Annotated in this window: 12 protein-coding genes; 6 read left to right on the top strand and 6 right to left on the bottom strand. The window is 64.5% G+C overall.

From position 1 onward, the window contains the following. Positions 1-37: 37 nt before the first annotated feature. From ntrC to dusB, 3 genes are read right to left on the bottom strand one after another with little or no spacing between them, the layout of a single operon-like run. Positions 38-1450, bottom strand: a complete 1413-nt coding sequence (gene ntrC, locus D2V04_RS05005) for a nitrogen regulation protein NR(I) (protein WP_119512187.1) — start codon at positions 1448-1450, stop codon at positions 38-40. Continuing rightward, a complete protein-coding gene (locus D2V04_RS05000) occupies positions 1447-2517 on the bottom strand; it encodes a two-component system sensor histidine kinase NtrB (protein ID WP_119512186.1) in 1071 nt (356 codons plus the stop codon). The genes ntrC and D2V04_RS05000 overlap by 4 nt, the downstream gene beginning before the upstream one ends. 2 nt (positions 2518-2519) lie before the next feature. Next, complete coding sequence (dusB, locus tag D2V04_RS04995) at positions 2520-3536, bottom strand: tRNA dihydrouridine synthase DusB (protein WP_119512185.1); 1017 nt, start codon at positions 3534-3536, stop codon at positions 2520-2522. Between the two features lie 77 nt (positions 3537-3613). On the opposite strand from dusB, the gene D2V04_RS04990 reads away from it, so the two are divergent. From D2V04_RS04990 to D2V04_RS04980, 3 genes are read left to right on the top strand one after another with little or no spacing between them, the layout of a single operon-like run. Continuing rightward, positions 3614-4765, top strand: a complete 1152-nt coding sequence (locus tag D2V04_RS04990) for a bifunctional 2-C-methyl-D-erythritol 4-phosphate cytidylyltransferase/2-C-methyl-D-erythritol 2,4-cyclodiphosphate synthase (protein WP_119512184.1) — start codon at positions 3614-3616, stop codon at positions 4763-4765. Between the two features lie 9 nt (positions 4766-4774). Next, positions 4775-5302: a hypothetical protein gene (locus D2V04_RS04985; RefSeq protein WP_119512183.1), complete on the top strand. Its 528-nt coding sequence runs from the start codon at positions 4775-4777 to the stop codon at positions 5300-5302. A gap of 1 nt (position 5303) precedes the next feature. Next, positions 5304-5804, top strand: coding sequence for a CinA family protein (locus D2V04_RS04980; protein ID WP_119512597.1), 501 nt, complete (start codon positions 5304-5306; stop codon positions 5802-5804). Here the strand turns inward: D2V04_RS04980 and D2V04_RS04975 are convergent. Both D2V04_RS04975 and lipA read right to left on the bottom strand, forming a co-directional pair. Further along, positions 5765-6226: a type II toxin-antitoxin system RatA family toxin gene (locus tag D2V04_RS04975; RefSeq protein ID WP_119512182.1), complete on the bottom strand. Its 462-nt coding sequence runs from the start codon at positions 6224-6226 to the stop codon at positions 5765-5767. The two genes, D2V04_RS04980 and D2V04_RS04975, sit on opposite strands and share 40 nt — an antisense overlap. A gap of 86 nt (positions 6227-6312) precedes the next feature. Beyond that, entirely contained in the window at positions 6313-7260 is a 948-nt protein-coding gene (lipA, locus tag D2V04_RS04970; protein WP_119512181.1) for a lipoyl synthase, read from the bottom strand. A gap of 65 nt (positions 7261-7325) precedes the next feature. Here lipA and D2V04_RS04965 point away from each other — a divergent pair, with 65 nt between their 5' ends. Next, the gene (locus D2V04_RS04965; protein WP_119512180.1) at positions 7326-7964 is read left to right on the top strand and encodes a carbonic anhydrase; all 639 of its coding nucleotides are present in this window, start codon (positions 7326-7328) and stop codon (positions 7962-7964) included. 39 nt (positions 7965-8003) lie between these two features. Continuing rightward, positions 8004-8711: an NYN domain-containing protein gene (locus D2V04_RS04960; RefSeq protein ID WP_119512179.1), complete on the top strand. Its 708-nt coding sequence runs from the start codon at positions 8004-8006 to the stop codon at positions 8709-8711. Positions 8712-8771: 60 nt separating this feature from the next. On the opposite strand, the gene D2V04_RS04955 is transcribed toward D2V04_RS04960, so the two are convergent. Next, positions 8772-10106 (bottom strand): tetratricopeptide repeat protein, encoded by a 1335-nt coding sequence (locus tag D2V04_RS04955; RefSeq protein ID WP_147391771.1) that lies wholly within the window; start codon positions 10104-10106, stop codon positions 8772-8774. 284 nt (positions 10107-10390) lie between these two features. Between D2V04_RS04955 and gyrA the strand changes: the two genes are divergently transcribed. After that, positions 10391-13183, top strand: coding sequence for a DNA gyrase subunit A (gene gyrA, locus D2V04_RS04950; protein ID WP_119512177.1), 2793 nt, complete (start codon positions 10391-10393; stop codon positions 13181-13183). The last annotated feature ends 1 nt before the right edge of the window (position 13184 follow it).

Below are 13184 nucleotides of genomic sequence, written 5' to 3'. Positions count from 1 at the left end.
CAATTTCGCCCAGACGAAAGTTGGTGCCGACGAACGGTCATGCAATGCGAACAAAGCTCTCCGCCTGGATCGCCAAATCCGAAAGCTTCTTGCGCAGCGTGTTCCGGTTGATGCCCAGGAGCTTCGCGGCTCGCAACTGATTGCCACCGGTCTGCGCCAGCGCGTGTTCGAACAGCGGCCGTTCGAACGCGGCAAGTGCGCGGTGATAGACCGTGCCCGGCGCCGGCGCGGTACCGGCGATCCAACCTTCCAGCGCACTGCGCAGGCTGTCGTCATTGTCCGGCCGAGCCGGATACGCCGAGTCCTCGCCCAGGACCGCCGTGACAGTCTGGGCGTCGATGACCTCGTCGCGCGCCATCAGCGACAGGCGATAGATCGCGTTCCGCAGTTCGCGCACGTTGCCGCGCCAGGGCTGCTGTTCGAGCAGCGCGATAGCGGCACGGTCGATCCGGCGTTCGGGCAGGCCCTCCCGCGCGGCATGGCCGAGGAAATGCTTGGCCAGCGCCTCGATATCCTCCGCACGGTCGCGCAGCGGCGGCAACTGGACCGGCACGACGTTGAGGCGATAGAACAGATCCTCGCGGAACCTGCCGCTGGCGATCATCGGCTTGAGATCGCGGTTCGTGGCGGCGACGATACGCACGTCCACCCCGATCTCCTGCCGCCCGCCGACGCGCCGGATGCGCCCGGACTGCAGCGCGCGAAGCAACCGCGTCTGCGCCTCCATGGGCATGTCCCCGATCTCGTCGAGGAACAGCGTACCCCCGTTGGCCTGTTCGAACTTGCCGATCGCCTGGGCGATAGCGCCGGTGAAGGCCCCCTTTTCATGACCGAACAGCTCGCTTTCGATCAGGTCCGACGGGATTGCCGCTGCGTTGACTGCTACGAACGGCCCGGATTTGCGATGGCCAAGCTGATGGATCGCCTCCGCCACCAGCTCCTTGCCGGTCCCGGATTCGCCCAAAATCAGCACCGTCAGATCGTTGCGCAGGACACGGGTTATCATGCGGTACACGGCCTGCATGGCCTGACTACGGCCGACGAGAGGCAGGCCGTCGCCCACTTTCGCTTCCTCTCCGCGCTGCGCGCCCGAACCGGCAGCCTGCGCCACCGCGCGCACCAGATCCTCCAGATCGAACGGTTTGGGGAAGTACTCGAACGCGCCGGTATCGCTCGCACGCACGGCCGTATCGAGCGTATTCTGTGCCGACAGCACGATCAGCGGCATGGAAGGGCACGCAGCGCGGACGCTATCGATCGTCGCAATGCCGTCACCATCGGCAAGCATGACATCGGTCAGCATCACGTCGTACTTGCCCGAAGCGAGCAGCCTGTCGCGTGCCGCGATACTGTCGCAGCGATCGACCGCGAAACCTTCGTCTTCCAGTGCCGATCGAATGACGGTGGCGATCGAAGCGTCGTCCTCGACCAGCAGGATCTTGCCGCTCATGCCTGTTCCCCTTCGTTCTTCGCCAGCGGCAAATGGATGCGGAAATGTGTCAGGCCCGCGCGCTCGTCGCGCTGATGTCCGATCCGCCCGTCCATATCGCGGACCAGCTTGCGCACGAGGGCGAGGCCGAGCCCCTGCCCGCTCGCCTTCGACGTCACGAACGGCTCGAACACGTGATCGCACAATGCTGGCTCGATTCCCGGACCGTTGTCGCTGACGGTGATTTCGATCGGCAGGCGCACCGCCCGCCCCAGCTTCAGGTTGGAGACGAGCCCGCTGGCGAAACGCGTGCGAATGGTGACGCGCGGCGAAGCTGCACCGGCGCAGGCGTCGCGAGCGTTCGATATCAGGTTGATCAGCACCTGCTCCAGCGCGTCGCGACTGGCGAGCACCGGCGGCAGCGAGGGATCGAACTCCTCGACCAATTCCACGTCGCTGTCGCCCGCCGTGCGCACCGTTGCGATCGCGCTGCGTACCGCGACGTGAAGATTGACCGGTGCCACCGGATCGGCACGCTCGCTTCCCAGGCGTTGCATGCGGTCGACCAAGCGAGCGATGCGGTCGACTTCGTCCGAGATCATCGCGGCGAGCGGCCGGTCCTTCTCTTCCAGCTTGCGCGCGACCAGTTGGCCGGCACCGCGGATCGCAGCGAGCGGATTCTTGATCTCGTGCGCGAGGATCGCCGGTGCGCGAAGCGTGGTTTCCTCGCCGGGAAGCTCGGCCATCTCCCCCTGCCCGACCTCGGAGATCGTCATCACCCGCCAGCCCGGGTGCGACGCAAGAGGAGAGACGGTCAGGTTCACCTGCGTCGCACGTGCGCCGCAGCGCAGCGTCATGCCGCGCACTGTGAGGCGGGCGTCCGCTTCCCTCAGACGCATCGCTACGCGCGCATCGTCGAGTTCAAGAACGTCGAGCAACTTGGCGCCCACGAGCCGCTTGGCGCTGCGATGGAGAAGGTCTTCGGCCGCCGGATTTGCCTCGCGGACCACCAGATCGGGATCGAGCAGCAGGACGGCGAAGATCAGTCCGGCGATCTGCGCACCCGGCCCGGGCCGCTGGTCCTCCATCGTCACGCAGCGCGGCGGCGCATGAATGGCTCATAGAACCGTTCCAGCTCGCCGAGCACCTGATCCGGGTCGTCGATGAAGTTTACACGGTTGCGGAACTCGGCCGACCCGTGCATCCCCTTGGTGTACCAGCCCAGATGCTTGCGCGCGACTTTGGCGCCGACATCGCGGCCGTAGTGCTCCAGCATGCCGCGGTAGTGCTCGACGAGCACATCGTACTGCTCGTCGAAGCTTGGGTTGCCGAGGGTCTGCCCGGTGCGCCACCAGTGCATCACCTGGCCGAGCAGCCACGGTTTGCCGTAGGCGCCGCGGCCGATCATCACGCCGTCGGCGCCCGATTGTTCGAGCGCCTTGGCGGCATCTTCGACCCCGCAGATGTCGCCGTTGACGATCACAGGGATGGAAACCGCATCCTTCACCTTGCGTATGAAGGCCCAGTCGGCGCTCCCCTTGTACATCTGGTTGCGCGTACGGCCGTGAACGGTGATCATCTTCACGCCCAGATCCTCCGCGATCCGCGCGAGCTCCGGCGCATTGAGGCTACCATGATCCCAGCCCATGCGCATCTTGACCGTCACCGGCACCGAAACGGCCTTCACGGTCTCCTCCATCAGCCTGGTCGCCAGCGGAACCTCCCGCATCAGCGCGGAGCCGGCCATGCCGTTGGTGACCTTGCGCACCGGACAGCCGAAGTTGATGTCGATGATCTCGGCGCCGCGGTCCTCATTGAGTTTGGCCGCTTCCCCCATCGACTCTGGATCGCATCCGACGAGCTGCATCGAAACCGGTTCTTCGGTTGGGTCCCAAGCAGCTTTCTGGACCGACTGGCGCGTCTCGCGGATAGCAGCCTGGCTCGCGATCATCTCGGTGACGTTGAGGCCGGAGCCGTAGCGCCGGACGAGCGTGCGAAACGGCATATCGGTGACGCCGGTCATCGGCGCGAGGATCACCGGACAGTCGATCGTCACCGGGCCGACGTGGATCGGCTTCAGAGCCGGAGGGGTGGGAAGCGAAGTCATATACGAGGGTGTGCCTAAAATTTGGGCAGCGCATAGTGGATTGCCCGGCTTCGCGCAAGCGGCTAGCCGCGGCGGCGATGCCGGACAGCTCGCCCCTGCCCCCATTCGCCGCGGTCGTCGTCGCCGCAGGCAAAGGGCTGCGCGCGGGACAGCCGGTACCCAAGCAGTTCGCGCGCTGGCGCGGCAAGCCGGTGGTGCGCCACTCGGTAGAGGCCATGATCGAGGCTGGAGCACGACGGGTGGTCGTCGCCATTCCGGAAGGGGCCGAGAATGTCGCCGGAGAAGCGCTGACAGGCCTCGCGCGAGTGGAACTCGTCACCGGCGGCGCGACCCGGCAAATGTCGGTGCACCGCGCCCTCGAAGCGCTGACAACCAGCGCGCCGGAGCTCGTACTGATCCACGATGCTGCTCGCCCCGCTCTCACCCGCCCCGTGATTGCGCGGCTACTGGCGGCACTTGCCAGCTATCCGGGCGCCATTCCCGTCCTTCCGGTCATCGATAGCCTTGCGATCGCCGATGGCGGCACGATGGGTGGTTCCGCCCAGCGCGAAGCGCTGCGCCGTGTCCAGACCCCGCAGGCGTTCCGTTTCGCCGATATTCTCACCGCGCATCGGGCCTGGCTTGGCGACGCGACAGCCGGCGACGACGCGCAGGTCCTGCGTGCGGCCGGCCAAACTGTCGCGCTCGTCGAAGGCGATGAAGCGCTCAGAAAACTGACATTCGCGGAGGATTTCATGCCCCAGCCTGCCTCGGTCCGCACCGGCATGGGCTTCGACGTGCACCGCCTCGCCGCGGGCGAGGAACTGTGGCTCGGCGGCGTGCTTGTGCCACATGACAAGGGTCTGGCCGGGCACAGCGATGCGGACGTGGCGCTTCACGCGCTGGTCGACGCGCTGCTCGGCGCTGTCGGCGAGGGCGATATCGGCAGCCACTTCCCCCCCAGCGATCCACAGTGGAGGGGTGCATCGTCGGGACGCTTCGTGGAGCACGCGGCTGCGCTCGTCGACACTGCCGGTTATCGGATCGTCAACGTGGATCTTACGATCATTTGCGAGGCGCCGAAGATCGGCCCACATCGGGACGCGATGCGGGCACGCGTCGCAGAACTCTTGGAGATCGACGTATGCGGGGTTAGCGTGAAGGCTACCACGACCGAGGGACTCGGGCTTACGGGTCGCGGTGAAGGCATTGCCGCCCAGGCGGTGGCGACGCTGGTCGGAAAGGATTGAACGGATCCCATGAAAGCCCCCCTGACGTGTACCGCTCTCGCGCCGCTGGCGCTGGCGTTCTTTGCCCTCCCCGCGAATGCGCAGGCCGCGCCAAGCGGCCCTGAGATCGAAAGCGCAGTTCGGTTCGGCTTGCCCGCGCTGTTCAACGGATTTCAAGCGACCTGTTCCGCCCAGCTCGCGCCCGACGGGTATGTCGCGCGGAACGCCGATCGGCTCGTAGCCAAGTTCGCCGAAGGCGCAGACGCACACTGGCCCGCGGCAAAGGCGGCGCTCTCCACCATGGGTAACGATCAGGGCGTGGATAGCGCGATGCTGGCCGAGATGCCCGATGACGCGCTGAAGCCCTTCGTCACCGCCCTGCTGCAACAGATGGCTGCTTCGGAGATCAAGCCGACGCAATGTGTCGACGTGGAGCGGGGGCTTGAACTGATCGATCCGCTACCCGCCGACAATATTGCAGGCCTGATCGGCTTTATGGTCGAAATGGCAGAGCGGGATGGAAACAGTGCCGACGCCGCTGGCGTGGCTGGCGAATAGCATGGCCGGCGCGCTCCTCTCGGACGACATCGAAGAACTCGCGCGCCGCTGCGTGGAGGAAAATCTCGCGGCGTGCCGCCGCGTCGCGCTGGCCGAGAGCTGCACCGGCGGCCTCGTCACCGCCGCGTTGACCGAAATTCCCGGTTCCTCGAAGGTCCTCGATCGCGGCTTCGTTACCTATTCGAACGAGGCGAAATTCGAGATGCTGGGCGTGTCGAACGAGATCATGGATACGTTCGGCGCGGTTTCGATCGCCTGCGTATGGGCCATGGCGCAGGGAGCGCTCGAGCGTAGTCAGGCCGATGTTGCCGTCGCCATCAGCGGGGTGGCGGGACCGGATGGCGGCTCCGATCTCAAGCCGGTGGGCACAGTCGTGTTCGCCCGCGTCACCCGCGGCGAAGTCGGCGATCCCGAAGGCGAGTTGAGGAACTTCGGCAACGTCGGGCGGGCCGAAGTGCGCCGTCAGGCGACGCTTTGCGCGCTCGAGTTGCTATTGCCGTAAAGCTCTTCCGCGCGGGCTTCGAAGGCCGCGACCATCTTGCGAAAAGCACGATCGAAGTACTGACCCGCCAGGGCTTCGAACACGCGGTTCTTGAACGTGAACTCAACCGCGAAGTCGACCCGGCATCCACCCTCGGGCAGATTGGTGAAGTGCCATTCGTTATCGAGGTCGCGCAGCGGGCCATCGACATAGATCACGTCGATCATCTCCGGCCGGCGCTTGGTCACCTTGGAAGTGAAACTCTCGCGAAAGCTCTTGAACCCCACCACCATGTCGGCGACCATCTCGGTTTCGCTGTCAGAGCGGACCCGGGTCGCGATCACCCAGGGCAGAAATTCCTTGTAGCGCCCCACGTCGGCCACGAGATCGAACATCTGCTCGGCGCTGTAGGGAACGTGTCTGGTCTCGCGTATTCCGGGCATGCTCGTCTTCTAGGCAATCGTTAATTCCGGGCACTTGTCGCCAACCCCCGCCCGCCGGCTGAGCGGACTTTGGGGTAGGGGCAGACTTATGCCCGCGCCGAGGCTTTCGCCAGTTTCGCCTCGCGCGCAGCCTTCATCTCGGCGAAATCGTCGCCTGCGTGATAGCTCGACCGCGTGAGCGGGCTTGCGGCAACCTGCAGGAAGCCCTTGGCGCGCGCTATCGAGCCGTAGGCGGCGAAAGCCTTGGGCGTTACGAAATCCTCGACCTTGGCATGGCGCGGGGTCGGCTGAAGATACTGGCCCATGGTGATGAAATCGACATCCGCGCTGCGCATGTCGTCCATCACCTGGTGAACCTCGAGCCGTTGCTCGCCCAGCCCCAGCATGATGCCGGACTTGGTGAAGATCAGCGGATCGTGCGCCTTGACCTCTTCGAGCAACCGCAGCGACGCGTAGTAGCGCGCTCCAGGGCGGATCGTCGGATAAAGCCGCGGCACCGTCTCTAGATTGTGATTGAACACATCCGGCCCGGCTTCGCAAATCGCCTCGATCGCGGGACGCATCTTGCCGCGGAAATCCGGGGTAAGGATCTCGATCGTTGTCTCGGGCGTCTCGCGCCGAAGCGCCTTGATGACCTTGACGAACTGCCCCGCCCCGCCATCCGGCAAATCGTCACGGTCGACGCTGGTGATCACGATGTGCTGCAGGCCCATCTTGCCCGCCGCGATGGCGACGTTCTCCGGCTCCATCGGATCGACCATGCGCGGCATGCCGGTCTTTACGTTGCAGAACGCGCAGGCGCGCGTGCACACGTCGCCCAGAATCATCACGGTCGCGTGCTTCTTCGTCCAGCACTCGCCGATATTGGGACAGGCTGCTTCCTCGCACACCGTGTTGAGATTGAGCTCGCGCATGAGCTGGCGCGTTTCGTGGTAGCCCTTGCTTACGGGGGCCTTGACGCGGATCCAGTCGGGCTTGCGCTGCCGTTCGGGGCGCGGGCTCTCGGGTACGGGTGCGCTGGAGAGATCGTTCATGGGGCCCATCTAATGGCGGCGTTGCAGTCTTGCCAGCCCTTTCCCTGCGAGGCATGGGAGCGAGCATGAAGAGCTTCGCAGAACTGATCGACGGCTACCGCAACTTCCGCAAGAACGCCTGGGCTGCGCAGCGCGAACGGTGGAGCGAACTTGCCGAGGGGCAATCGCCGCAGGTCATGGTCATCGCCTGCTCCGACAGTCGGGCTGATCCGATGCAGATCTTCGACGCTGCCCCAGGCGAGATCTTCGTCGTACGCAATGTGGCCGCGATGGTACCGCCGTTCGAAACCACCCCGGGCAACCACGGCGTCTCCGCGGCCCTGGAATTCGCAATCCAGTTCCTCAACGTTCGCGAAGTTGTTGTCATGGGACATGGCTTCTGCGGCGGCTGCAAGGCGGCGCTGACACAAGATCTGCACGGTACCCGGCCCGGCGAGGGTGGTTTCATCGCCAATTGGGTGGCCATGCTCGACGAGGTACGCGATCCGATCGTCGCCGAGCTCGGGACCGAAGGCCGCGAAGCGGAGCGCGCGCTGGAACATGCCGCCGTCAAAGTCAGCCTAAAGAACCTGCGGACCTTTCCATGCGTGCAGGCGAAGGAGGGCAAAGGTTCCCTCAAGCTCTATGGTGCGTTCTTCGCTATTTCGGACGGCGTGCTCCACCTGCTTGACGAGCAGACGGGCGAATTCAATCCCGCCGACTAGCGCTTGTCACGCCTCGCTCGGCCCGGCATGTAGCCGCACATGGCCGAAGAGCTGCAACGCAACATCGCCCTCCTGATCGACTCAGACAACGCGAGCCCTGCCGGCATCGATCCGGTGCTGACCGTTCTGGCGGAGCTCGGCCAGGTCAACATCCGGCGCGCTTACGGCAACTGGCGCAAGCCTGCGCTCAAGAGCTGGGCCGACCTTGTTCATCGCTACGGCATCGAACCGCAGCAGCAGTTCGATCTCACGCGCGGCAAGAATGCGACCGACATGAAGATGACCATCGACGCGATGGATCTGATGTATCGTGGCCGCGTGCACGGTTTCGGCATCATGAGCTCGGACAGCGACTTCATGCCGCTCGCGATGCGCATTCGGCAGGACGGATATCCCGTCTACGGCTTCGGCAGCCCCAAGACGCCGGAGGCTTTCCGCCAGGCCTGCACGCGCTTCATCGACGTCGACGCACTGATCCGTGCCGAGAAGGAGGAGCGCGCCAACGGCAAGGACGGCAAGCTCGACCAGGAGCTGCTGCAGCTCCTTTTCGACGCCTACAATGCGAGCAAGCGTGACGAGAAAGGCTTCGCCAAACTCTCCGAAGTCGGCCAACTCGCCGGCAACCGTTCCAGCTTCGACACGCGCAATTACGGCTTTACGCGGCTGATCGACATGATCGAGACCATCCCCAACTTCGCCACCGAACGGCGTGACGGCGGGCAGATCTGGATCAAGCGGCTGCGCTGACGGCGCGCAAAGAAAAAGGCGCGGACCGAAGCCCGCGCCTTCTGCATTCGCGATCCAGGATTACTGGGCGGGCGTCTGAGCCGCCGGTGCTGGCGAAGCACCACCGGAAGCCTGCGCCTGAGCGTAAAGCGCCCATAGGTCGGCGATCGGTGCACGGGTCCCCTCGACTTTGTCGAAGGTCGCCTTGGCTTCCGCGAACTTGCCTTGGTCGGCCTGCGCAATGCCGAGACGAGTCAAAGCGCGGGCGGTATCGACATCGGGCCGCGTCAGGGCGAGCTGGTACATCTCCTCCGCCTTCGCCGGCTGCTCGAAGTTCAGGTACATGTCGCCGGCTGCGGTGGCGAGAAGCGCGTTGGCGCCGGAGGCGCGCGCATCGCTCTCGAGCTCGGGCAGATCGGCACGCGCCGAAGCGGTCTGTGCCTGCGTCGTCGCCTTCGCTTCGGTCACGAGGACGTCGCCCTGCTTCAGCATGTTTGCCGCCAGCCCCGCGTCGATCACACGGCCGACCTCGGCCGGCAGACGGCGGGGATCGGCCGCCGCAATGTAGTCGACATAGTCACGCTCGCTCCGCAGGCTGTCCGTGCGTTCGGCGAGCCGCATCAGGTCCAGCAGCGCCTGATCGTCGTAGTCGTAGAAGCTGCGCTGCACCGCGATCGCGTCGCCCCAGACGTCGCTCGACGGATAGTGCGTGACGTAGAGCCTGCTGAACGTCGTTGCCTGCTCGGGAAGCTGGTTGTTGTAAGCGATGGCGAAGCCGCGCTGAATCCAGTTCTCATCGATCGGCTGCCCGGCCTCTTCCTGCGCGGTGATCGCCTGCATGAGGAAATCGAGGCCCGCGGCGTGGTTGCCTTCGGAGAAATAGGTTTCGGCGATCAACCCTTGAGCGTTCGCCGTTTCGAAACCGCCGGCAATGGCCTGTTCGAAGCGAGCACGCGCAGCCGTCCAATCTTCGGCCTGATAGGCAAGTTGCCCGGCCGCGAATGCCATGCGGCCCTGATCCGCCGCGGAAACCTTGCCGCTTTCGAGCATCATTTCGACACCCTGACGCTGCAAAGCCGTGTCCTCGCTACGGGCACCGATGGTATAAATCGCCTGACCGGCGACCAGCTTGTCGTCCGCGGTCTGGGCAGCCCCAAGCAGGGTGGGAATCTCGGCCTTCAGCGCCGCCGGATCCTCCTGGGCTTCGAGGCGCTTGGCGAACGGCTGATAGACCTCGATGAAGCCCTTGGAATAATCTGCCTTCGCCTCCTTCTTTTCCTTGTCCTTCTGAGCCTGCGCCGGTGCTTCCAGTGCGACGGTGGCGACCGCCCCGCCCGAGATGAGCGCGATGGCGAGGGCGAGGTGTGAACCGAAACGCTTGGTGCGGGCTTTCGGATTGCGGGCGAATGACTGCATCTGGGTATCTCCCATTGACGAATTAAATACCATGTAGGCTGAAAAGCACATGAGGCAGGCGCTAGTGCCGCCTCGTGCCGCGTATTGCAATCTCTTGTAGGGGAAGCGTGCTGAACGGGCTTTGAATGCCTCGTTCGGGCTCTCGTGGTGCACAAGTCACCGGAAGTGTGGAAAAAGCGGGCCCGAATGCCCATCTGGGGCCTGTTCAGGTGGCGATTTCCAGTCACCTGGCCTAGGCATAACGCTGCATTCCCAAGCAACAGAACGAAAAGAAAAGAAGTCCGTTGAGCGACGATACCGAGACTCTTGCACCGCCCGTTCCAGCGGGCGATTTCGATCGGGTCGACATTGTCGACGAAATGAAGACGAGTTACCTCGATTACGCGATGAGCGTGATCGTGAGCCGCGCGCTGCCCGACGTGCGCGACGGCCTGAAACCCGTCCATCGCCGGATTCTCTTCGCCAGCCAGGAAGGCGGCTTCGTCGCCGGGCGCCCCTACCGCAAGAGTGCCAAGATCGTCGGCGACGTGATGGGTAACTACCACCCGCACGGCGACGCCGCGATCTACGATGCGCTCGCCCGCATGACGCAGCCGTGGTCGATGCGCGTGCCGCTGGTCGATGGCCAGGGCAACTTCGGCTCCATGGACCCGGATCCGCCGGCCTCGATGCGATATACCGAGGCACGCTTGGCGAAAGTCGCCAACAGCCTCCTCGACGATCTCGACAAGGATACGGTCGATTTCGCCGACAACTACGATGGTTCGCGACAGGAGCCGACCGTCCTCCCCGCCCGCTTCCCCAACCTGTTGGTCAATGGCGCCGGCGGCATCGCCGTCGGCATGGCGACGAACATCCCGCCGCATAATCTCGGCGAAGTGATCGACGGCTGCCTTGCTTTCATCGACAACCCAGGAATCAGCAGCGAGGAACTGGTCGAGATCATTCCCGGCCCGGATTTCCCCACCGCACCGCTTATCCTCGGCCAGTCGGGCGCCAAGGCCGCCTACACGACGGGCCGCGGCTCGATCCTGATGCGCTGCCGCCATTTGATCGAGACATCGCGCGGCGATCGGCAGTCGATCGTGTTCACGTCGATTCCCTATCAAGTCGGCAAGTCCGGCCTGGTCGAGAAGATCGCCGATGCTGCCAAGGAAAAGCGGATCGAGGGCATCGCGGACATCCGCGACGAATCGAGTCGCGAGGGTGTGCGCGTGGTCATCGACCTCAAGCGGGATGCAACCGCCGAAGTCGTGCTTAACCAGATCTGGCGTCATACGCCGGCCCAGGCAAGCTTCCCGGCGAACATGCTCGCGATCCGCGGCGGGCGACCGGAAGTCCTGACGCTACGCGACTTCATCCAGGCCTTCATTGCCTTCCGCGAACAGGTCATTACCCGCCGCACCAAGTTCGAGCTGAACAAAGCGCGCGAGCGGGCGCATATCTTGCTCGGTCTGGTGGTCGCGGTCTCGAACCTCGACGAAGTAGTCGCGATGATCCGTGGGTCGTCCAATCCGGCCGATGCGCGTGCCAAGCTGCTCGCCAAGGAGTGGCCGATCGGCGATATCGCGCAGTATATCCGCCTGGTCGAGGCGATCGAGCCCGACGCGGAGCAGCAGGGCGGCACTTATCGCCTGTCCGAGCGGCAGGTGAAGGCGATCCTCGACCTGCGGCTTCACCGTCTCACCGCGCTCGGCCGCGACGAGATCGGTGGCGAACTCAAGGAGCTGTCGATCGCGATCGAGGAGTATCTCTCGATCCTGGCGGATCGGGTGAAGCTCTATCGCGTCATGCGCGACGAGCTGACCGAGATCCGCGAACTCTACGCCACCCCGCGCATGTCCGAGATCGCGCCCGCATGGGACGGCATAGACGATGAAGACCTGATCGAACGCGACGAAATGGTCGTGACGGTCACGCTCGACGGCTACATCAAGCGCACGCCTCTCTCCACCTTCCGCGCGCAGAACCGTGGCGGCAAGGGTCGCGCCGGCATGGCAACGAAGGAAGAGGACGCGGTGATGGAGATGTTCGTCACCTCCACTCACAATCCGGTGCTGTTCTTCTCCACGGCGGGTAAAGTCTATCGCCTCAAGGTCTGGAAGCTGCCCGAAGGTGGCCCGGCCACTCGCGGCCGGCCGATCGTCAATCTGCTTCCGGCGCTCGACGAGGGCGAAACGATCCGCACCGTGCTTCCTCTGCCGGAGGATGAGAGCGGTTGGGGCGCACTCTCCGTCGTATTCGCGACCGCCAAGGGCAATGTCCGCCGCAACTCGATGGATGCGTTTGCCAACATTCCTTCCAACGGCAAATACGCGATGAAGTTCGAAGAGGGCAGCGACGACCGTCTGATCGGCGTTGCCCTGCTCGACGCGCACGACGACGTGCTGCTTGCGAGCCGCAACGGCAAAGCGATCCGCTTCGCCGGCGACGATGTGCGCGAGTTCACGAGCCGCACCTCCACCGGTGTTCGCGGGATGAATCTCAAGGATGGCGATGAAGTCGTCTCCCTCTCCATCCTGCACCGCGTGGGCACCGAATCCGAAGAGCGCGATCAGTACCTCAGATACGCTCCTTGGAAGGGCGAGAGAGACGGCGAGACCGAGCTTGCTCCCGAACGGTTCGAGGAACTGGCCGAGAAGGAGCAGTTCATTCTCACCGTCTGCGCCAACGGTTATGGCAAGCTTTCCTCGGCTTACGAGTATCGCCGCATCGGGCGCGGCGGCCAGGGCATTCTCAACATCGACAATGTCGAACGCAACGGGCCCGTCGTGGCGAGTTTCAACGCCACGCAGCGCGATCAGCTCATGTTGGTGACCGACCAGGCCAAGCTCATCCGCATCGGGCTCGACAGCCTGCGCGTGATCGGTCGCGGTTCCGCCGGGGTGCGCCTGTTCAAGGTCGCGGAAGGCGAACAGATCGTCAGTGCCGTGCGCCTGGACGAAGAGCCCGATCCCGAAAATGAGGCCGAGGAGGCGATCGTCGAGGAAATGGCCGTCCGCGGCAGCGTCGAAACTGTACCCGAGACGACTCCGCAATCGGATGAGGATATCGAAGGCGAGCCCGGCGGCGAGTGAC

Source organism: Pelagerythrobacter aerophilus (assembly GCF_003581645.1).
GTDB classification, from domain to species: Bacteria; Pseudomonadota; Alphaproteobacteria; order Sphingomonadales; family Sphingomonadaceae; genus Pelagerythrobacter; species Pelagerythrobacter aerophilus.
Note: the sequence above shows the minus strand (reverse complement) of the source record. Positions and strands in the feature narration are given on the sequence as shown.